The following is a 21,130-nucleotide window of genomic DNA, read 5'->3' on the forward strand; positions in this document are numbered from 1 at the left end:
TTTTATTTTGTTTTGTATTCTTTATGAGATACTTATATAAATAAAAACAAATATTTAATGATCATTTTCATGTCATTTTATTATTATTTTTTATAAATAAAAAATACTCTCAAAATGAGAATGTTATGTTATTATATAAAAAGTAGGAGATAATTAGAATGAAAGAAAATAAAAAAACAGATCTAAGTTTTTGAAATAAATTAAATAACTTATCTAAAAAAACTAGGATTATATCAGCTGCTGTTTTAATGTCTGTCCCAATGGCACTTGGTGCAGGTTTATTAATTCCGGGAATGGGAATTGAATCACTAAGATTTATTGGAACAGTTAAGAAAGTAATTGAAAAAGAAATTCCGGAAGGTAAATATGTAATTGATACAGACGTACTAGGCGGAGCTTCTAAAATGATTGTTCGTAATTCTTTAAAATCAAGCTACTTAGCAGATGCTAGAAGTGCTACTAATTTTTATACAGAAGAAGGTAGTGAAGAAAATTTAGCTAAATACGAAGAATATACAAATACATGATTTGAAAATAGATGAGGTGATATTATTGATCAAGGTCAAGATATTGATCTTTATGATGTATCGATGGATTTAATTGAATTTGATGAGTCATTCGCTCAAGAATTCCATGAATTTGGTTATGTTAACCCAGGAATTACATGAATTTTCCAACCCAAAACTTTACAAAGATTATTTGATGTTAACTTAACAAAAACTGATTGATATCAAACTGTGGTTGAAAAACAAACAATTTTAGATCAAGACACTTATGATGGAATGGTTGAATACACAGGACCAAGTGTTGGTGGAATTACAGTTCATCATTCAGCGGGAGCTTATTTATTAAACAATAAAGTTTGATTTTTAAATGTACAGAGAGAAAATATTAGATTTTTATTAAGTACAGCCCCATTTTTGTTTACAGATAAAACTTTAACACCAGATGACATTCCAGCGGAAACAAAACCTGAAGATTTACGTGCTCCAGACTTTGTTAAAGGAATTAGAATGACTCAAACTGCTGTGTCATTACTATTTATTATTGGACCAGTTATACTAGCAATCGGTGGATTCTACATCTACAAAACTAAAAAGGAGGAAAACTAATATGAAGATACTTTTAAGTTTATTAGGTGTTGTTGCTTTAGGGACAACAACTGCTGTAACTGTTGTTGCTGCTATGCCAAATCGCTTTACAGCTGATGCTGATAAAATGGTCGGTATGGGAATTGATAAATCTAATGCTGTAGAGCAAGAAGATTTAGTAAATGATTTAGGATTCACAAATTTTTATACAATTGGAGATTCTTTAAGTGATAGAGGAGGTCTTTCATCATTAGTTGGTGGAGCTTTAACTACAGCTGTTAAAGAATTATCTGGTTTTGTTGGCGATAATGTAGAAACTATTAAGCCTATTTTAGTAAATATTATAAGTGAGATTCTAGGTGGTGAACCAATAAATCAAGTATTGGCGCAAATAGCTGCACAAACTATACTTGGATATTTAAATGATGTTGATACAGAAAAAACTAAGGTAGAGTTTAAACTAGATTTTACAGATGGTAAAGGAAATATTGAGAATTCATTTACTAACGGTAAACCCGCAGCTGTATTATTAGCTGAAAGACTTGGTTTTGCTGTGGAAGATTCTACTGGTGAAACGAAAGAAGGTCAAAGAACTTTTAATAGTGCTGTAAACACAAACGTTGGAAACTTGATTAATGTTAAAACTGAAGAAGTTGGTAATAACTATGCAATTGGTGGAGCAACCGCTGCTAATATTCATGGAATAATGGGATTAGTACTAAATCCAGTACGTATTCACGATCAAGCAAGAGCTTTAATCAAAGATCACAAAACTAAACCAACAGATTTAGTTTTCTTAGAAATTGGTGGAAACGATTTATTTAGTATGATGTCTTTATATGAATCAGGAAAAGAAGATCAAATTGAAGAAGCGATGAATGAAGCTATTAAAAATATTAAGACAGCTTTACTTATACTATTAAATAATGGTGTTTCTAATATTATTGTTGGAAATGCACCAGATATTAGTATGATACCTAGCTATTTTGAAGATCCAAAAGCGCATGAATTAAGTCAAGAATTCAATCGTAGATTCGTAGAAATGTTTGATGAAGTTAACGAAAACTATGGTGGAACAATGAGAACTTATGATATGGAAAATAACTTTAGAGAAATTAGAGATCAATTTATACAACTTCATGGCGAAGATAAAGTTAATGTATCGGATGCCAGTGTATCTTTAGGTGGTGGAGATTCTACATTAGACATGATACAGTTTTTAACAACCGAAGAAGGAATTGAAATCAAAATTAATGTTGGAAATCCTAGAAAAGACAATCTGGAAAAAGGTAAAGAATACTTATTCTGAGATACAATTCACCCAAGTGCATGAGTTCATGAACAAGTATCATTAGAATTAATTGATATTGCTACAGAAATGTCAGAAAGTATAAATAAATAATTATTTTTAAATATAAAAAGGAACTATTGTTCCTTTTTTGTTTTCTTATTAGATTTCATATAAATAATTGTTAAGCAAATTAATGATATTAATAAAAATCCGGTTGTAATACCAAAACATAAACTAGCACTAGAAAAGATAAATCCACCAATTGTGATAAATATTACACCTAATGTTAATAATATAAGACTTAATGTAAATAAGCTTAAATATAAACGATTAAATTGCTTATTTTTAATCGATGTATACAAATGAAATACAAAAGTGATTACACCAACAATCAAAGTTATCACAACTATTCATAAAAGAGGATTGATAATATTTTTAAAATATAAAACTCCTTCAACAAAATTATGGTTTTCTGGTTTAAGCATGATTACCTCCAATCAATTTATTATATTTATCTTGTGCGATTTCTAAGTAGATATTTTCATTTGTTAATTGATACATGTAACTTGCTCAATAACTTCATAAATAGTTTTGATACTTAATCAAATCATAAAGTTTAGCAGTTTCAAATTCATCTAAATTTAATAAACTTAAAAATTTATCTCACTTATGCATTGACAACGATTCGCTCATAAAGCTAGCATAATCAAATAAATAATGATTTTTCATTGTAAATTCAAAATCGATTAAAACTCAACATTTATCTGTTTTTAAAAAGTTACCTTGTACTAAATCATTATGTGAAACAACGATTTTAGCATTAGTATAGTAACTATTTATAATTGACTCAATTTCTTGATCGAATTGAGAAATATCAAATAATGGAGCATCGATTTTAGTTTTAAATTTATCTAAAATTTTTTTTGGATCAAATAACTTAATATCTAAATCTAATTGGTGAAATTGATCGATAATTTTTTTGACAACCTTCATTTTATTTTTACAAATGAAAACATCATGAAAAGTCTTGGCATTAGGAATGTATTTTGTTCTAGAAACAAAATGGTTGTCATTATCAAATTCATATCAAGTTGGTGTATAAAATAAAGTTTGGTTTAGTTTATTGATTTGTTCATAAAACTTAATTTCATTATTTCGATCTAAAAAATAATCAACTGTTTGATTTGATTTTTTATATAAATAACCATTCTCTAATCATAAAAAATTAGTTAGTCCATTAAATCCTTTATTTTCCATAAATAAACCTCTAAAATATATCTATATAGATTTTACACCAATATGTATTTGAGGAGAGATGATGAACAAACAAACTTTATGAATTGCCACAGCAAATGTTAAAAAAGCTGAAGAGTTTAAATTATTATTTCCTGAATTTGAAGTTAAAACCATTTTAGATTTACCTAACTATATTGATACTGAAGAAAATGGTTTAACTTTTGAAGAAAACTCATTATTAAAAGCAAAGGATTTAGCAAAATTCGTTAAAGGAATTGCCATTGGAGATGATAGTGGAATTTGTGTTGATGCTTTAGATGGATTTCCAGGAATTTATTCTAAGCGTTGAGCTTATCCAACAACTAATTGAGATGAAATTTGTCAAAAATTAGTTTCTAAAATTGATGAGTCAGCAACTCCAAATAATCGTCAAGCACAAATGGTCACAACAATTGGATTTTATGATGCGATTAATGATTTTGAAAAAACATTTTATATTGCAGTAGAGGGATCAGTATCTAAAATTGCTAAACCGACAAATGACGCTTTTGGTTATGATGGAGTTTTTGCACCAGGAGTAAGTTCAAAAACTTATTCAGAAATGACTAAAGCTGAGAAATTTGAAACATCATCAAGAAATTTGGCAGTTCAACAATTTAAAAAATTTTATAAAGAATATCGAGGACAAGAACATGAGTAGAAGATTAAATATTGTTTTATACCAAACTGAAATTGCACAAAACGTTGGTGCGATTATGAGAACATGTGTGGCGATGAATGCTAAATTACATATTATTGAACCACTAGGTTTTCCTTTTGATGATCGTCATTTATCACGACCAAGTGCAAACGAACATAAGTTTGTTGATATGGTGAGATATGATGATTGAGCACACTTTGAAGAATTAAACCCTAATGTCAAATTATTTTGCTTATCACGTTATGGAAAAGGACCAATTTCTAATTATGACTTTACTCAAGAACATGGTGATGTTTTTGTTATGTTTGGAAAAGAATCAACAGGAATTCCTAAAAAAATTTTACAAGATAATTTTGAAACAACATTTAGAATTCCAATGGTTGCTGATGCTCGTTCAATTAATATTTCAAATACAGTTGGAATCGCTGGATATGAAATATTACGTCAATGAGATTATTTAGATCTTTCTCAAGTTGAAGTTCAAAGAGGTGAAAACTACATCACTGATCATCAATGAACGATGGAGGATAACTAAAATGTTTGGTAAGCAATTACCATATGTAATGACAGATTTGGACGGAACTATTTCAAATCATGATTTATCCATTAATCCCGATACAATTAAATCAATTAAAAAATATCAAAAAGCAAGTGGTTACAAACTTGCTTTTTGTACTGGTAGACTTGATGTGTGTAATTTAAAAATTGCTGATGATTTAAATGTTCAACTACCAATCATTTCATGTAATGGAACAGTGATTACTGATTTAAAAACCAAAGAAGTTTTATATGCTGATTATTTAAATTACGATAAATTATTAATCATCTTAGAAAAAGCAGTTGAAATCGGTTTAGATATTTTATTTTATGAACCAGGAAGAATGGGTGGTAACCAAGATAATCCTCGTGTTATCATGTGAATTGATTTTTTAAAAACTATTAAAAAAGAAAAACATAAATTCGAGATAATTACATATAAAGATAGTGCAGAATTGTTAAAATCATATCAGAGAAAAGAATTCTCTCCTGTGCAAATTGTTTTTTACTTCAGTGAAGCAAAACAACACTTAATTTCTAAGTTAAAAGAACTATGTGATTTGTATGCTGATGACTTTGTGTTAGCTCAATCATTAACGACAATGTTTAACTTAACTAACAAAGGTGCTAATAAGCTTAATGGATTAAAGAAATGATCTGAAATTGTCAATACTGATTATCGTGAAGTAATTACATTTGGAGATAATGGTAACGATATCCAAATGATTCAAGGAGTTAATAAAGGTTATGCAGTTGGAAATGCCATTGATGAATTAAAAGATGTGGCTTATGAAGTAATTGAACCAATTGAGGCAAATGGAGTTGGTAAACAACTAGAAAGGATATTAGGTAAGTAATATGAAAAGAATCGCACTTTTTGGTGGTAGTTTTGATCCAGTTCATACCGATCATGTTAATATCGCTAAAGCATGTCATGATAAATTAGGCTTTGATGAAGTGTGATTCATTCCCACTTATTTAAATCCCTTTAAGAAAAAACAAAACTCATCGATTAAAGATCGTTTGAGTATGTTAAGAATTATTGAAAAAGAAAATAGTTTTATTCGTATCAACGAATATGAAATTAGAAATAATCGCCCCACTTATACTTATGAAACATTAAGTTATATTGTGAAAGAATATCCTGAAATTGAGTTTTCCTTTATTATGGGATCAGATCAATTAGACTCATTTGAAAAATGAGATCACTTTGATGAATTAATTAAATTAATTCCATTCAAAGTTTTTAAACGTAGTGATCAAGTTAACTTAGAAGTTTTTAAAAAATATAATCTTGAAGTATTTGATTTTGATAACAACTTCTTATCATCAACTGATATTCGTAATTTGAAAAACTTAGATAAACAAATTCCAGCAATTAATAAGTATGTAAACTGAAACTTATTATACTTATCAGATCGTGTTGAAGCCCATATGGATCAACAAAGATACCAACATTGTTTAAATGTGGGTAAAATGGCTAAAAAACTGGCTGCAATTCATGGAGAAGATGAAGAACGTGCTTTGATTGCAGGAACTCTACACGATATTACTAAACGTTGAGATAAATCAAAACATGAGTGATATTTAAAACGTTATATGCCATCAGTAATGTCTGAACCATATCCAGTATGACATTCATTTACTGGATATTTACATTTACAAAAAGACTGACTAATTAAGGATCAAGAAATCTTAAATGCAGTTTTTAACCATACAGTGGGTTCTCCAGATATGTCACGTTTAGATATGATTGTCTTTTGTGCTGATAAAATATCAGTTGAACGTGATTATGAAAACGTTGATTACTATCGAGACTTAGTAATTAAAGACTTAGAACAAGGGTTTAAAGAATTATTAAAATTACAATTTGAAGTTGCTGTAAAAACACATGGTGAAAATCAAATTGGAGATATGTTAAAAAATACATTATATGCATGAGTATATCAAGAAGGAGCAGAATAAAATGAAAATATTAATTGGAGCAATGCAAGAAGAATTACATCAAATTGTTGATGATTTAAAAATGGTTAAAGTGGAAAATTCATTAGTAAATGAATTTAAAACAAATGACGGAGAAGTTGTTTTAGCTTGAATCGGAATCGGAATTGCTAATGCTAGTGCTGGGTTAAGTTACTTATTAACTAAATATCAAAATAAAGTTGAATACGTAATTAACTTAGGAACAGCTGGTTGTTTATACAACGATTTACACCAATCTGATTTAGTGATTGTTAATAAAGCAACTTACTCAATGGCTGATTCAACAGGAATGGGATATGTGTATGGACAATTACCAAGTATGCCCGCTCATTATGAATCAAACCCTGAATTAATGGCTAAAATTAAAACTGCAGTTGGATCTAGAAAACATATTATTGGAAATACAGCAACAAGTGATACATTTTTTGAATCACATGATAAAGTAAAAACTTTTATTGATAAAATTCCTTTTGATGTACAGATTGCAGAAATGGAATGTGCTGGATTTGCGCAAACTGCTGCTAAATTCAATGTTCCATTTGCAGCATTAAAAATCGTTAGTGATATTGTTGGTGGAGATGAAACAAACGAATTACAATTTGATCAATTCTTACCAGTGGCTGCTAATGTTTTAAGTGAAGTTGCTAGAGAAATAATAAAAAGATAGATTAAAGAGGTAAATATGGCTAAGTATGGTAATGAAAAAGAAATATGGCTTTTAGGAAATGGATTTGAGATAAATTTTAATAACGAACTTAAAAATTTTAATGAAAAATATTTTGAATGATATGAAAGATTTTTTTTATTAAAAGTTTCAAATTTCATTCATCAAATTCAATATCAACCATTCGAAACTTTAAAATACGCAAAAGAACTGAATAGAATATTTAACAGGATTTCTGATAAAGATGAAATACATAAAATTTGCTCAAATATAAATGATTTTTTTAAACAAAAAATGCAAGAATCAGCTACAAGAATTGAAGATATTTTTATGGAAATAAGTTATGAATTTGATAAGGATGTTGATCCCGAAATCAGCATTATTATTTCTGAAATTTTGAAGTTATCTTTTTCCATTTTTCTATTAGAACAAAAAAAGGAGTGGGAGTACAATTCTGATTTATTTGCAGAAATAATCCCTCCATCAATTATATTTACAACAAATTATTTTAGAGATCAGTATGTTTCTTTTTTAAAAAAATGAGAAGAAATGTTTAATCCTAAAATAGAAAATTATAGTCCGTTTTCAATTCACAATAGCAAAGAATTCATAACTAAAATAGAAAATTTGCATGGAACAATTTATTTTGATTCAAACAATTATCTAAAAAACGATATTAAAATTAATTTAAATGATAAAGATATTGCTTTTTATGCACGAAAATTTAATAATAAAGAAACTATGAAAATATTTGGTGTTAGTTTTTTAAATGATAAATTATTAATGGAAGAGATTGCGGATTCTTTAGATTTAAAAAATATTGTTTTTTATTATTTAGATATTGAGTCTAGAGAACAATACCGAAAAATTATAATTGATAAATTTAAAATAAGATGAAATTTTATAATGCCCGAAAAAGAAGATGCGATGATTTTTATACACAAAAACTCAGATAAAGAAAAATATATATATTTTAAACCTGTAGAAGAATTTGATATCTATGGATGCTTTAATAGGAATTCTAATTTAAGATTATGATAAAAAAAATAACCACCGATTTAATATCTAAAATTTCTGATTTTAACAAAACTATGTATGAATCAAAAATTAACGATCAAAAATACCATAACAATCTTTTACAAAACTTTTGAGATTCTAAAAAGCAACAGAATACTTTAGAAATAACAAATTTCAATTATCAAGAACAACTAACAAGTCTTACAAGTTCGCCATTTCATAACACCATTAGTTATTATGCTAATTTTGCAACTAAAGAACAAACTGAGTTATTTAAAATTACTTTAACAAGTATTAATCAAAGAATTAAAGATATTGTTTATAACGGATTAAATATCATCAATATGGCGCAAAATAACGTTATGGCAGATGATTTATTAGAAAACTATATCAATGACCTACAATTAGAGTATTTAACTCACTATTGAGAAATAATTACTAATAAATTAGGATCTAATATCATATCTCCACTTTTAGAAAATTCGTTAAGTAACTTAAGTGAATTTAAAGAATACTTAGATAAAAAAAATAATCTAATTATTAAAACTGAATTAGAAATAATTCATCGACAACTTAATAAGTACATTTATGTTTTATTAAAAAAACTTTATGCTAAATTTAAATTAAAACCAATTGATCAACAATTTACAAATAATAAAAAATTTCATGATTTCGAAGATATTGATTTAAATTTCAATAATAATATTAATGAAATTGAAGCATACAAAATTTTGAAATTAAATTTTGATGCTTCAATTACAGATATTAAAAGTTCATATCGTCATTTAGCTAAAATTTATCATCCAGATAATCAAAAAACAGGTGATGAATTAATAATGCAAAGAATATTGGCAGCTTATAATTTATTAAAAATCAAATAATTTTTATTTGAAGAAAGAATTTTATATGGAATTAATTACATTTACAAAAATTTGTTTTGGTTTTGCTTTCTTTTTTGAAGGTTTATTAATTTTTCTTTTAATTAAATATAATAGAAAGAAATTTATTAAAAATTATTTCTTTAGAAAGTTTAAATATTTTTTAAAGACCAAAAAAATAACTTCGAAAGAAGTTGAAATAAGCGAATTTGGAGTACTTCTGTTATCAACTTTTTCTGATGCAAATTTTAAAAAAATTTCAATTAGAAATAGAGTTATCGTTATTTCTGTGTTTTTTATTGCTATAACAGTTTCACTTATTCCGTTAATAATTGTTTATGCTCTTACTTCCTTTTTGGTATTAATACCAGTATTAACTTTTTGTTTTACTATTGGCTTTAATATATTTAAAGCAAGACACGATTTAAAATTTTTAGATAAATTATTTATTTGAGATTCGAAAAGATTATTTAATAATTCTTATACTCTTTTTAAAATAAAAAATATTTCTGAAAAAGAAATTTTACTCAATGAAAAAGTAAGTATTTTGGAAAAAATTAGTAAAATTGATAAAAGTACAAATGAATATGACTATTTAAATATAAGAGTTAATTCAATTGAAAAATTAATAGCTGATTTTGATGAAAATTATATAATTTATATTTTTTTAGAATCTTGTATAAAATTTAAGAAAAAGAACAATATATTGCATAATATCGATGAATTTTTAAATTGCAATAATAAAGAAGAAGTATTGAGTTTAATGAAAAAAACAAACAATAATTTATTAAAAGAAAGTGAGAATAAATAATGAAACAGTATTTAGATATTTTAACTGATGTATTAAATAATGGAGAAGTAAGAGAAGATCGTACTAATACAGGAACAATTTCTAAGTTCGGAGTTCAAAGTAGATATGATTTACGTGAAGGTTTCCCGTTAGTTACTACTAAAAAAGTTTTTACTAAAGGAATTATTCATGAAATCTTATGGTTTATTGCTGGAGATACTAACATTAAGTATCTTGTAGATAATGGAGTTAACATTTGAAACGAATGACCATATGAAGAATATAAAAAAGCTTCAACTTATCAAGGAGAAACTTTAGAAGAATTTATTGAAAAAGTAAGAACTGATGATTCCTTTGCAAAAGTATATGCAAATCTAGGACCGGTTTATGGAAAACAATGAAGAAACTTTAATGGAGTTGATCAATTTAAAAAAGTTATCAAACAAATTAAAGCAAATCCATTTTCAAGAAGACATATTGTCAGTGCTTGAAATCCAAGTGAAGTTGATAATATGCTATTACCTCCATGTCACTCACTATATCAATTTTATGTAACACCAAATGAAGAAATTGATTTACAGTTATATCAAAGAAGTGGAGATTTATTTTTAGGAATCCCTTTTAATATAGCTAGTTATGCACTTTTATTAGAGTTGGTAGCTCAAGAATGTGGTTTAACTCCAAGATACTTCATTCATACAATTGGAGATGCACATATTTACTCAAATCACATTGAACAAGTTAATTTACAATTAAGTCGTGAACCTAAACCACTACCGAAATTAAAAATTACTCCTAATAAAAGTATTTTTGATATTACTTTTGAGGATATTGAAATAATTGGTTATGAATCACACCCAAGAATTAAAGGAGAAGTCGCTGTATAGCGGCTTTTTTATTGTTTAAACTGGTAAAAATGTTGAGGAAACAAGGAATATCTTAAATAAAGAAATTAGTGAAACAAAATAATATTTCATAAGTCAGGATGTAATTTTGGATAATGTTAAAAAACATATCTAAGCAAATGTAAAGTTAAAGTAGTTCTTGGTGAAATTTATTCTATATTGTTGATGAAACTCAATCAATTATTCTGGACAAAAACAATTGACTAAAAGTAAGAGTAACAAAATGTAAAAATAAGCATTTAATTAAACTTATAACAATAGTAAAAATCCTTATTCTGAAAACTTTAGTATTAAAAAAAAATATAAAATTGGGAAAAAGACTCATGATCAAAAAATCGAAATATCATATTTTGAATCAAAAAATTAAAAATCGAATTGATCGTTTTTTTAATGTAATATTAAATTATAAGAATAGTTTCACAACTAAATAATATTTAAAAATTATTTTCAAGGAGATCAGCATGAAAAAATCAGCATATAGTTTTTTAATAAATAATAAAGATAATAATGAATTACTAACTTACATTAATTCTTTAATAAATGATAATTTAGAATTAAATATCGAAGATATTGCTAAAAAAAGTTATATGTCAAAGTCGGGAGTTACCCGCTTTTTTAAAGATTACGGTTTTGAAGGATTTAAAGAATTTAAATACTTATTAATAAATGAAACAAAACAAAATAAAACTTCAAACGAAACACTTTTATCTGAATTTGATAGAGAAGTTATGTTGAATCCGATTGAACTAACAGCAATGATAAATGATGATAGTGTTTTTGAAGAAGCGTATAATTTATTAATTAATGCACAAAATAATTTTATTGTGGGAATTGGTGGAAACCATTCTGTATGTTATGAAACAAAAACTAGATTAGAACGTTTTGGTTTTAAAGCTGAACATAACTTTGATCAACACGGAATGTTTATTTCTATTGCTAATGCAAAAGAAAATGATCTTGTATGAGCTTTTTCATATACTGGAGAAAGCCCAGAAGTATTAAAGTTAGTTAAAAAAGCTAAAGATAGAGGATGTAAAATCATTTCAATTACTAGAAATGATGAAAGTACATTAACTAAAATGTCTGATTTAATTTTTAAATTAGATAATTCAGAAAACTTAGTTAGAATATTATCTTTAAAATCTAGAACAGCAATGACATATATAATTTATAAAATGTCTTGATTTATTTATAGAAAAAACCCAGAAAAATACGAACAATTACTTCTAAATAATGTTTATTAATAATTTGACATTTTTCTAAAATGTGAAACTAGTTTCATAATCACACTTTTACATGAAATATTTTTTTAGTACCTTAAAATTATATTGTAAAAGGAGGTTGCTAAAATGGCTAAACCAAACAAAGTTGCTCAAGACTTGTTAGACATTATTAAATCAGAAAATATTGTTTCATTTACTAACTGTATGACACGTTTACGAGTAAAAGCTAAACCTAATTTTGATGCAGATCAACTAAAACAAGTTGATGGCGTATTAGGTTTAGTTATTTCAGGAGATGAATATCAAATTATCTTAGGACCAGGATTTGTAAATAAAGTTGCTACTGAATTTGCAAAAATTGTTGATATTCAACCTCAAGCAGAAGTAAACGAAATGCTTGATAAAGAATATTCAGTAGCTTCAGCTGCTGAATTAGCAAAATTAGAAAAAACTAAAAGAAAAAGTGGTGGAGGAAAATCAAAAGAATTCCTAGCTAAAATATCTAAAGTATTTACACCATTAATACCAGCCTTCATTGGAGCTGGTTTATTATCAGGAATTTCAGGTATTTTAACAGCGACAATTGATGCTAGTCCTGAATTGGCATCTTGAATTTCTGTATTAACTGTGATGCTATCAATATTAACGAACGTATTTATTGTAGCAGTTGGTTGAAGAATGGCTGAAGAATGAGGAGCTAATCCAGGATTAGCTGCTTTAGTTGCAGCAATTTACACACCATTTGCAGGGGCTGCTATTTCAGGCATTTTCTCACCAATGATGGTTGACGGACATCAAAGTTATAATTTTTTAGGTATGATCATTGACGCTGACAATATCGAATCAAATTGATTCACAGTTGGTTTTGTTAACTTAGGTAAAGATGGTGTTCCTACTTTAGGAGCTCCTCATGCTGGGTTAATTGGAGCAATGATTGCTGCAGCATTTACAATTGCTCTTGAAAAACAATTTAGAAAATTTATGCCAGGAGCAATCGATACAATTCTTACTCCAATTCTTGTAATTGTAATTATGTTATTTGCTAACTTTGTATTTATTATTCCTGCTGCAGGATATCTATTTACGGGAATTACATGATTAATGAACAATTTATATGCAAATCCATTTGGAGCTGCAGTATTATCAGGAATCTTCTTATTTGCATTAGCTTTCGGTGTTCACCAAGGTTTCTTACCAATTTACTTCGCTTTAATGGCAGATGAATCAACAGGATTCTCTAACCCATTATTCCCTATTATGGCAATGGGTGGAGTTGCGCAAGTTGGTGTATGTATTGGAATGTGATTTTTAGCAGGAAAAGGTTCAACTTTAAGAAAACAAATTTCTGGAGCAATAATTCCTGGTTTCATGGGAATTGGAGAACCATTAATTTACGGTATTGCTTTACCAAGAGTTAAACCGTTTGTATTATCATGTTTAGCAGCTACTTTTGGAGGATTCTTCATTGGTGCACTATCAACATGAGGTGGAATTACAATATCAATGAATGCTGCAACAGGTCCTGGAGGACTTGTAGCAACAATTATGATGACTACAACAACAGGTAATGTTGCTTTAGGAATTTCAATGTATTTATTAGCAGTGGTTATTACATATGCTGCTGGTATTGGAATATGTTTCTTTGCATATTCTAAAATTGCAAGATATGGAACAGAAATGTCAAAAACTCTTTATAAAAATTGAATCGGTGAAATTAAAACAAAAGAAACTAAAGCAATATCATTAGGAGTATTAAAAATAATTGGACTTTCTGTATTATACGCTACTGTGATTGGTTTAGTTTCAATGTGAATTATTGAATATAAAAAACTAGATGAAAATACTAAGAATGAATATTCAAATTTTCAATTAGTTTAAAAATTAGAAGGGAGAACAATATGAATAACATTAATTTAACAAAAATAATGACAGAACAGCGTAATCAAAACAGTAGAAATTTGGATCAAAAAACAACTGTTGAAATTTTAGCAATTATTAATAGTGAAGACGCTAAAATCGCTGATGCTATTAATCAACAATTACCATCAATTGCAAAAGCGGTAGATATAATTGTTGAGGCTGCACAAAATAATGGTAGAGTATTTTATTTAGGAGCTGGTTCTTCAGGAAGAATTGGAGTCCTAGATGCTAGTGAAATGTTACCTACGTATGGAGTTGATAATCTTTTCTACGGTTTAATTGCTGGAGGAGATAAAGCTTTAAGACATCCTTTAGAAGGTGCTGAAGATTCTAAAGAATTAGCAATCGAAGATCTAAAAGCTGTTAACTTTACTAAAAATGATATTGTTTTAACAATTGGGGCTAGTGGAAGAACACCATATTGTATTTCAGCAATTGAATATGCAAAAGAAATGGGAGCAAAATCTGTTGCTTTATGTATGACAGATAACTCAGAATTTGAAAAAAAAGCTGATGTATGTATTGCAATTTTATCAGGACCTGAAGTAGTTACTGGTTCTACAAGAATGAAATCAGGAACAGCTACAAAAATGGTTCTAAATATGATTTCAACAACAACAATGATTAAACTTGGTAAAGTTTATGATAACTTAATGATCGATGTTAAAGCAACAAATGAAAAATTAGTAAGTCGTTGTATTAATATCGTTAAAGAACTAACTGGTGAAACTGATTCTGATAAAGTTTTAAAAACTTTAAAATTAGCTGATATGGATGTTAAAATCGCTACACTATCTCTAGTAAAAAATATTGATATCGAAAATGCAAAAAAACTTCTTACAACAAATAATCAATCATTAAGATTGGCATTAGCATAATAATGGGAGCTTATGGGAGCTTACAACTTTGACAAAAAATTGTAATTTGTTCATTGATGGGAGCTGGATTAGTAATTGTTGGTGTTGGTGCTATTGTATTTGGGCAATCTATCAAAGAAGTAGGCTTAATATTAATGATATCTGGTGTATCATTACTTTTCATAAGTACAATATTTTGGGTTGCAGCCGACATTATAAATAAAAAGAGAAAATCATAATGGAATTAAGTTTGTTAATTCCATTATTGGTATTGATTGCTTTTTCAGTAACCACGTTAGGTTCAGTTTCTGGTGTTGGTGGTGGAGTATTATTTATTCCGATTTTATTGATTATCCTTCCAACTAAAAATATCGATGAAATTAAGTTTATTTCTATATTCTTGGTATTTTTAGGAGCTTTAATAAATGTGTTGATGGAAATGTATAAGAAAAAACTGAACTATTGAATCTTATTAATAGGAATCATTATTTCAATACCCTCTATTTTCTTAGGACAATATTTAAATTCACTATTCGATCAAAGAATTACTAAGATAATCATTGTTTGTCTTTTATCAATTGTAAATATAGTTTTAATCATTAGTCATTATTGATTAAAAGACATTAAACTGTTTAAAAGTAAAAATTCAAATTCTTGATACAACATTTATTTAAATGATCAGAAGACAATTAACATTTTCTATGTTGGTGCAATTTCATTCTTTGGTGGATTAGTCACTTCTTTAACAGGAATGGGTGGTGGACCACTGTTGATGCCGTTATTACTGATATTTTGTAATCTACAAATGAAAGAAGCGGCACCAATTTCACATTCTTTAATTGCAGTTTCTTCATTAATTACATTGATCTTTAATTTTGAAACATTTTCAAATACGCAATTGATGTTGGAAAACGTTTTACCAATGGCGATGGCATCAATTGGTGGAGTATTCTTAGGATACTGATTAAAGAACAAAATCAAAAAAGAAATTTACATTAAGTGGCTATTAATTTTACTTATGTGAGCTTCAATCATCAAAATGATCATTGATTTAATTCAACAATAAACATTTAATTATTAATTAAGAAAAGTAGACTTTTAGAGTCTATTTTTTAATCCAAATAATATATAATTTCATAAGAGGTATTCATGAAACAAGTTAGTATTATTTTAATTGCTGGAGGTACTGCTTCAGGTAAAACAACAGTTTCTCAACGTGTGGCAGACGTTATTTTAAAAGACCACTCAGTAACACATTTATCAATGGATAATTATTATTGTGATAATAGTAATATGTCATTTGAAGAACGTAAGAAACTGAACTTCGATCATCCAAATTTAATCGATATTAAATTATTGGTTGAACATATTAACAAATTAAAAAACCGTCAACCAATCGAAGTTCCAATTTATGATTTTAATGAGTCATCAAGAACTAAAGAAGTTAGTATTGTAAATCCGGTTGATGTAATCATTCTTGATGGAATCTTTGCCCTACACTTTAAAGAACTATTACAATTAGCAGATATTAAATTATTTATTAAAACTCCAGACGACATTAGATTCATCCGAAGATTGTCAAGAGATATTGCCGAACGTGGATTTACAACTGAACAAGTAATCAATTACTACACTCAATTTGTGCGTCCAATGCATCAATTCTTTGTTGAACCAAGTATTAATAATGCAGATGTAATTATTCCTTATGATGAAGGAAATGAAGTGGCAATTGATATCATTGCTACAAAAATAAAAAGTATTGCTGACTAGCAATATTTTTTATTTTAATGATATATTTTTAAGGTTAAATTTTACTTGATAAGTTATAATAAATATAATGGAAATTAAGAGGGGTTATAAGATATGAAAATTGCTATTTTTGGAACAGTTGGAGCTGGTAAATCAACTTTAATAGAACATTTAAATCGTTTACTTCCAGAAAAATATGAAGTATTTTGAGAACCATTAAGTGATAATCCTTATTTTGAAGATTCGTACAGTCCAGATCTTAAAGTAGCATCAGCGGCTTCTTATAAAATGGAATTATTAATGCTTTCAAATCGTTATAAACAATTTAAAGAATCTAAGAAATTTGAAAATGTAATTTATGATCGAGGAATCATGGATACTATCATCTTTGCTCACTGTAATTATGAAGATGGAAGAATTGATGAAAAGGATTGAAATGTTTATCGTGAATATTTTGAAATCGCAGTATTACCTTCAATCTTTGAACATCGTAATGCAAATGATGGATATGATTTAGTAGTTTATTTAAAAGTTAGTCCTGAAAAATCAATTGAAAGAATTACTAATCGTGGAATTGAAAGAGAACTAAAAGTTGATCATAAATTCTGAACTAAGTTAGTAAATATGTATGATAGATGACATAAACATTTAGAAAATAAATTCCCCTTCTTAGTTGTTGATGGAAATATTGATAATCCTGAAGTATATGCTCAACAAATTGTTGATGTTGTTAATGAAATGAATTCAAAAAAGGCATAAGCCTTTTTTATTTTGCTTTTTTAATTGTTTTATTAGATTTAGAGCGACTATCCATAACTCTCATAGTAACATTAAAATTTTTATAGATTTCAAATTTATTTTTATAATCTTCATTTATCATTTCAGGAGAAATTATTGAAAATTTGGAAAAGGATAATAATTCATTGAAAATAATTCCTTTATACATTTCTTTGTTTTGATAAAATTTTTGTTCAAATAATTTAAAAGACGATCTCAAATCAAAATAATGAGGTTTTTTAAATACAGCTACATTTGGACTTATAGGAATTATGTAAAAATAATTTTTATCTAATCCATCTGAAATTTTAAATTGTCCCAAATTTGATATAGGCAAACAGTTATCGTGAAATTGAAGTATATTATATTCATGTGTTATATGAATAGAGTGAACAAGGAAATATTTTGGATCTGAATATAAAGAATGCATCTGATATTCAAAAGAATCAAAACCTATTATATATTTTATAGTTTCTAAAAAATTTATTTTTCTTAAAATTTCCTGTTCTAAAAGATTTATATTTCTATCTGACATTTGAGTATATGAATAATAGGAATCAATTATTTCATTTAAGTATTTTATATTTTCCTTTTTATCATTTTTAACTATTGATCAGTAATCTCTATTTCTTCACATTTGTAATTTTGAGAAAAGTTCAATAAGTGCAATATCATTTTTAACTAAACCCATTTCATTCATAGCTTTACCTAAATTTAAATTTCTAATTATTTCATTTGTTAAATCGGAATATTTTTTTTCAATTTTGCTTAATTTATTTTCTAGTTCGTTTTCTTTGAAATTGGAATCTTCATATAAAAATTTCTCTGAAAAGTATTTTTTATTTTCACTAAAATCTATAACAATTTTATTTCCGTTATTGTCGATCAAATAAATTTTATTTTCATTATCCCTCCATCTTTTTATTAAAAAATTAGGCAAAAAGTGTTGATTAACTATTATTTCATTTTTTTTCATAAAACATCTCCTTCATTAAAAGTATAAATAAATATTTTTGTATTATTTTGTTAAAATATAACTGTATAGAAATTATATGCGTGGAGAGATCCAAAAATACAATGTAATGCAATTAGAATGTAATTCTTAATACGTATTTTGAAATCTAATAAATTAAATAAAGGGGGGTTCATATGAATAATGAACTTATTTTGGTTTGTCCTCATTGTAACAAACCAATAAAAGAATCTGATATCCAACATAATGATAAGTCTTGAGCAAATGTTGAAAAATATTTAGAATCTCAAAAGCAAATTTTAAAAGCAAATTTACAAAGAGATTTAAATCTAGAATATCAAAAAGAATTTGATAATAAATTTAAAATTAAAGAGTTAGAATTTGACAAAAAAATCGTTGAAATTAAATTAGAACTAGATAAAAATTCACAAGAGGAATTAAATAAAAAAGAAATTCTAATTAATAATTTTAAAAATCAAATTGCTAATTTAGAAAAAGAACAAGAATTAATTATTTCTAAAAAAGAAGCTGAGTTAAAAAACTCAATTCAAAATGAAATTTCTAAATTAGAGCAACAATTAATGAATAAAGATTTTGAGATTAAAACAACAGCAATGGAGTTTGAAAATAAGTTATCAATTTCTAAAAATGAAATTGAAAAAAAATATGCAACTCAAATTGAAGAATTAAAAATAGCTAATGCTCAAAACAAAATTTTACAATCAAAACGTAAAGGTGAAAACTTTGAACATGAAGTTGAAGGTGAATTAAGAAAAGCATTTGGTTTATATGATTCAATTGAAAAAATTAACAACACAACTAATGATAAGAAAGCTGATTATTTACAAGTGATTAAAAACGCAACCGGAAAAGAAATTGGTAAAATTGTTTATGAAGTTAAAAATGCAGAATGAAAAGATACATGAGAAAATAAATTAGCAATCGATGTTGCTAATAATAAAACTAAATATGGTATTTTAATAGCAACAAGTTTTAATGAACGTTACAATGGAATACCATTTATTAAATCTGAAATTAACCCGAACATCTGAATTACTGATAGTGAAAGTTTTGTCTTTGTTGGACAAATTGTACGAAGACTAATTGAAATTGAAAATGATTATACAATTAAGACTCAAATATTGACAAATACCAATTCACAAGAGTTAATTAAAGAATATGAGATTAAAAAACAAAAATTAGATCAATATTGAACAATTGAGTTTCCAAAAACATATAAAATAATTAAGACTGAATTAGAAGCAATTGATTCGGTTAAAGTATCTTTAACTAAAAATGCTGATAAATTAGCAAAAGCTTCAAATAGATTGAATGCTCAGTTTAAAGATAAAGTTAAACAGGGATTAGCAAAAATTCTAGGAGAATTAATCTTAGAAGAAACTGAAGAAAAATAGAAAGGAATAATTATGGAAATAACAATCAAAACAAGCGAACCTCTTTTAGGTTTTAAAACTAAGCATCGACAAAAAATCAATTTCCATGATTTTAGATTTTGATATAAGGCAATTTTAGGTATTGGAATACTTACATTAGTAATTGCTTGTTATGCAGTGATTATTGCTCAAATTTATGCTCTAAATCGTGGAATAACTGATTATCTAATTGAACATAATGCTGAATTAGGAAATGAAACTGGTGCTTCTGGATCTGATCTGCAAACCATTGCTGGTGATTTACAAAGAATATTAAGTACTGGTAAACTTGGAAACGAATTTATCGTTAGTTGAATCACTGATCCAAAATGATATGACCAATATGGAACATTTATTAACATTTTTCAAAAATACTCATATAATGCAAACGGAGATGTAACTGTCACATTTGGAACAACGGTTAATGCTTTAGAAGCAATGACATTTTATTCGTCATATTTTACAACTTTATCTAACATTTTAGTTGGAGTTTGATTAGTAACGGCTGCATTTTGACCTAAAAATGAAGGAACATTCAATCGTGGATTTGCAAATATTCGTTGAGCTGGAACAAGTGCGGTATTTATCACAATCACTGCAATAGTTTGAAACTTCATTCTATTACCAGGAATGATTATTGGAGTAGGTAATTTTGTCAGACTAGATGCTTGAGGATGAGTTTCTGGATTCTTATTACACTTAGTTGGTCCTGTATTATTTTTAGTTTATGTATCTGTATTTATGCCTTTAAAAGAAAAAGGGATTACCCTTGATAGAGTAAAACATGGATATATTGGATTTATCATAGTACTAGCAACTTACTTAATGTATACAGTTGCTCGTGGGGGAATTAGACAAATAATTGGTAAAACAGATCCAAATATTAACTACCCTTACCCATTCTTAGATATTTTTTCACCAAATGTTATGAACACTGGAATTCCTGGAATTGTAGCTTTTGTGATTTGTGGAGGAATTATTGTCGGAATTGCGATTGGATTTACTTATTTATATGCAAATATAATGAATTATCGAATCGCAAAAGAAACTGGTAATCCAAGAATAATTCTTAAAGAGGAAAAGAAAAAAAATAAAAAGAAAAAGGA

General features: G+C 26.9%; 23 protein-coding genes. 20 read left to right on the plus strand and 3 right to left on the minus strand.

Going from position 1 to position 21,130, the window contains the following annotated elements:
• The first annotated feature begins 158 nt into the window (after positions 1-158).
• Together T347_RS0103045 and T347_RS0103050 are read left to right on the plus strand one after the other, a co-directional pair.
• Positions 159-1,112: a hypothetical protein gene (locus tag T347_RS0103045; protein ID WP_031543190.1), complete on the plus strand. Its 954-nt coding sequence runs from the start codon at positions 159-161 to the stop codon at positions 1,110-1,112.
• A 1-nt stretch (position 1,113) separates the two neighbouring features.
• Complete coding sequence (locus T347_RS0103050) at positions 1,114-2,493, plus strand: SGNH/GDSL hydrolase family protein (RefSeq protein WP_031543192.1); 1,380 nt, start codon at positions 1,114-1,116, stop codon at positions 2,491-2,493.
• Positions 2,494-2,516: 23 nt separating this feature from the next.
• Here the strand turns inward: T347_RS0103050 and T347_RS0103055 are convergent, their stop codons facing one another.
• Positions 2,517-2,867 carry a hypothetical protein gene (locus tag T347_RS0103055; protein ID WP_031543195.1) on the minus strand — a complete coding sequence of 117 codons (351 nt, stop codon included), beginning with the start codon at positions 2,865-2,867 and terminating at the stop codon, positions 2,517-2,519.
• The gene (locus T347_RS0103060; RefSeq protein WP_031543196.1) at positions 2,860-3,639 is read right to left on the minus strand and encodes a phosphotransferase; all 780 of its coding nucleotides are present in this window, start codon (positions 3,637-3,639) and stop codon (positions 2,860-2,862) included. The genes T347_RS0103055 and T347_RS0103060 overlap by 8 nt, the downstream gene beginning before the upstream one ends.
• A 61-nt stretch (positions 3,640-3,700) precedes the next feature.
• Between T347_RS0103060 and T347_RS0103065 the strand changes: the two genes are divergently transcribed.
• The 16 genes from T347_RS0103065 (at position 3,701) to T347_RS0103140 (ending at position 17,600) form a co-directional block, all read left to right on the plus strand.
• On the plus strand, positions 3,701-4,318 hold the full coding sequence (locus tag T347_RS0103065) for a non-canonical purine NTP pyrophosphatase (RefSeq protein ID WP_031543199.1): 618 nt from the start codon (positions 3,701-3,703) through the stop codon (positions 4,316-4,318).
• Positions 4,311-4,853: a tRNA (cytidine(34)-2'-O)-methyltransferase gene (locus T347_RS0103070; protein ID WP_031543200.1), complete on the plus strand. Its 543-nt coding sequence runs from the start codon at positions 4,311-4,313 to the stop codon at positions 4,851-4,853. The genes T347_RS0103065 and T347_RS0103070 overlap by 8 nt, the downstream gene beginning before the upstream one ends.
• Positions 4,807-5,712 (plus strand): HAD family hydrolase, encoded by a 906-nt coding sequence (locus T347_RS0103075; protein ID WP_156952776.1) that lies wholly within the window; start codon positions 4,807-4,809, stop codon positions 5,710-5,712. Before T347_RS0103070 ends, T347_RS0103075 begins: the two co-directional genes overlap by 47 nt.
• Position 5,713: 1 nt before the next feature.
• Positions 5,714-6,820, plus strand: coding sequence for a nicotinate-nucleotide adenylyltransferase (locus T347_RS0103080; RefSeq protein WP_031543204.1), 1,107 nt, complete (start codon positions 5,714-5,716; stop codon positions 6,818-6,820).
• Between the two features lies 1 nt (position 6,821).
• Positions 6,822-7,505: a 5'-methylthioadenosine/S-adenosylhomocysteine nucleosidase gene (gene mtnN, locus T347_RS0103085; RefSeq protein WP_031543206.1), complete on the plus strand. Its 684-nt coding sequence runs from the start codon at positions 6,822-6,824 to the stop codon at positions 7,503-7,505.
• Between the two features lie 15 nt (positions 7,506-7,520).
• Positions 7,521-8,543: a hypothetical protein gene (locus tag T347_RS0103090; protein ID WP_031543207.1), complete on the plus strand. Its 1,023-nt coding sequence runs from the start codon at positions 7,521-7,523 to the stop codon at positions 8,541-8,543.
• Positions 8,537-9,400 (plus strand): J domain-containing protein, encoded by an 864-nt coding sequence (locus T347_RS03960; protein ID WP_031543209.1) that lies wholly within the window; start codon positions 8,537-8,539, stop codon positions 9,398-9,400. The genes T347_RS0103090 and T347_RS03960 overlap by 7 nt, the downstream gene beginning before the upstream one ends.
• A gap of 25 nt (positions 9,401-9,425) precedes the next feature.
• Positions 9,426-10,208 carry a hypothetical protein gene (locus T347_RS0103100; RefSeq protein ID WP_031543211.1) on the plus strand — a complete coding sequence of 261 codons (783 nt, stop codon included), beginning with the start codon at positions 9,426-9,428 and terminating at the stop codon, positions 10,206-10,208.
• Positions 10,208-11,074, plus strand: a complete 867-nt coding sequence (locus T347_RS0103105) for a thymidylate synthase (protein WP_031543213.1) — start codon at positions 10,208-10,210, stop codon at positions 11,072-11,074. Before T347_RS0103100 ends, T347_RS0103105 begins: the two co-directional genes overlap by 1 nt.
• A gap of 479 nt (positions 11,075-11,553) precedes the next feature.
• A complete protein-coding gene (locus tag T347_RS0103110; protein ID WP_031543216.1) occupies positions 11,554-12,336 on the plus strand; it encodes a MurR/RpiR family transcriptional regulator in 783 nt (260 codons plus the stop codon).
• 105 nt (positions 12,337-12,441) lie between these two features.
• Complete coding sequence (locus tag T347_RS0103115) at positions 12,442-14,193, plus strand: PTS transporter subunit EIIC (RefSeq protein ID WP_031543218.1); 1,752 nt, start codon at positions 12,442-12,444, stop codon at positions 14,191-14,193.
• A 20-nt stretch (positions 14,194-14,213) separates the two neighbouring features.
• Complete coding sequence (gene murQ / locus T347_RS0103120) at positions 14,214-15,113, plus strand: N-acetylmuramic acid 6-phosphate etherase (RefSeq protein WP_031543220.1); 900 nt, start codon at positions 14,214-14,216, stop codon at positions 15,111-15,113.
• Between the two features lie 2 nt (positions 15,114-15,115).
• Positions 15,116-15,331: a hypothetical protein gene (locus T347_RS0103125; RefSeq protein ID WP_031543221.1), complete on the plus strand. Its 216-nt coding sequence runs from the start codon at positions 15,116-15,118 to the stop codon at positions 15,329-15,331.
• A complete protein-coding gene (locus tag T347_RS0103130; RefSeq protein WP_031543222.1) occupies positions 15,331-16,158 on the plus strand; it encodes a sulfite exporter TauE/SafE family protein in 828 nt (275 codons plus the stop codon). The genes T347_RS0103125 and T347_RS0103130 overlap by 1 nt, the downstream gene beginning before the upstream one ends.
• Positions 16,159-16,241: 83 nt before the next feature.
• Positions 16,242-16,862, plus strand: a complete 621-nt coding sequence (udk, locus tag T347_RS0103135; RefSeq protein ID WP_031543223.1) for a uridine kinase — start codon at positions 16,242-16,244, stop codon at positions 16,860-16,862.
• 93 nt (positions 16,863-16,955) lie between these two features.
• The gene (locus tag T347_RS0103140) at positions 16,956-17,600 is read left to right on the plus strand and encodes a deoxynucleoside kinase (protein ID WP_031543225.1); all 645 of its coding nucleotides are present in this window, start codon (positions 16,956-16,958) and stop codon (positions 17,598-17,600) included.
• Positions 17,601-17,607: 7 nt separating this feature from the next.
• Here T347_RS0103140 and T347_RS0103145 read toward each other — a convergent pair whose 3' ends face one another.
• Positions 17,608-18,594 (minus strand): DUF4238 domain-containing protein, encoded by a 987-nt coding sequence (locus T347_RS0103145; RefSeq protein WP_031543226.1) that lies wholly within the window; start codon positions 18,592-18,594, stop codon positions 17,608-17,610.
• A 173-nt stretch (positions 18,595-18,767) separates the two neighbouring features.
• On the opposite strand from T347_RS0103145, the gene T347_RS0103150 reads away from it, so the two are divergent.
• Entirely contained in the window at positions 18,768-20,006 is a 1,239-nt protein-coding gene (locus T347_RS0103150; protein WP_031543228.1) for a DUF2130 domain-containing protein, read from the plus strand.
• Between the two features lie 12 nt (positions 20,007-20,018).
• Positions 20,019-21,130: Pr6Pr family membrane protein (locus T347_RS0103155; protein WP_031543230.1), on the plus strand; the 1,112-nt coding region annotated here is incomplete at its 3' end.

The organism is Mesoplasma photuris ATCC 49581 (assembly GCF_000702725.1).
Taxonomy (GTDB): domain Bacteria; phylum Bacillota_I; class Bacilli_A; order Mycoplasmatales; family Mycoplasmataceae; genus Tullyiplasma; species Tullyiplasma photuris.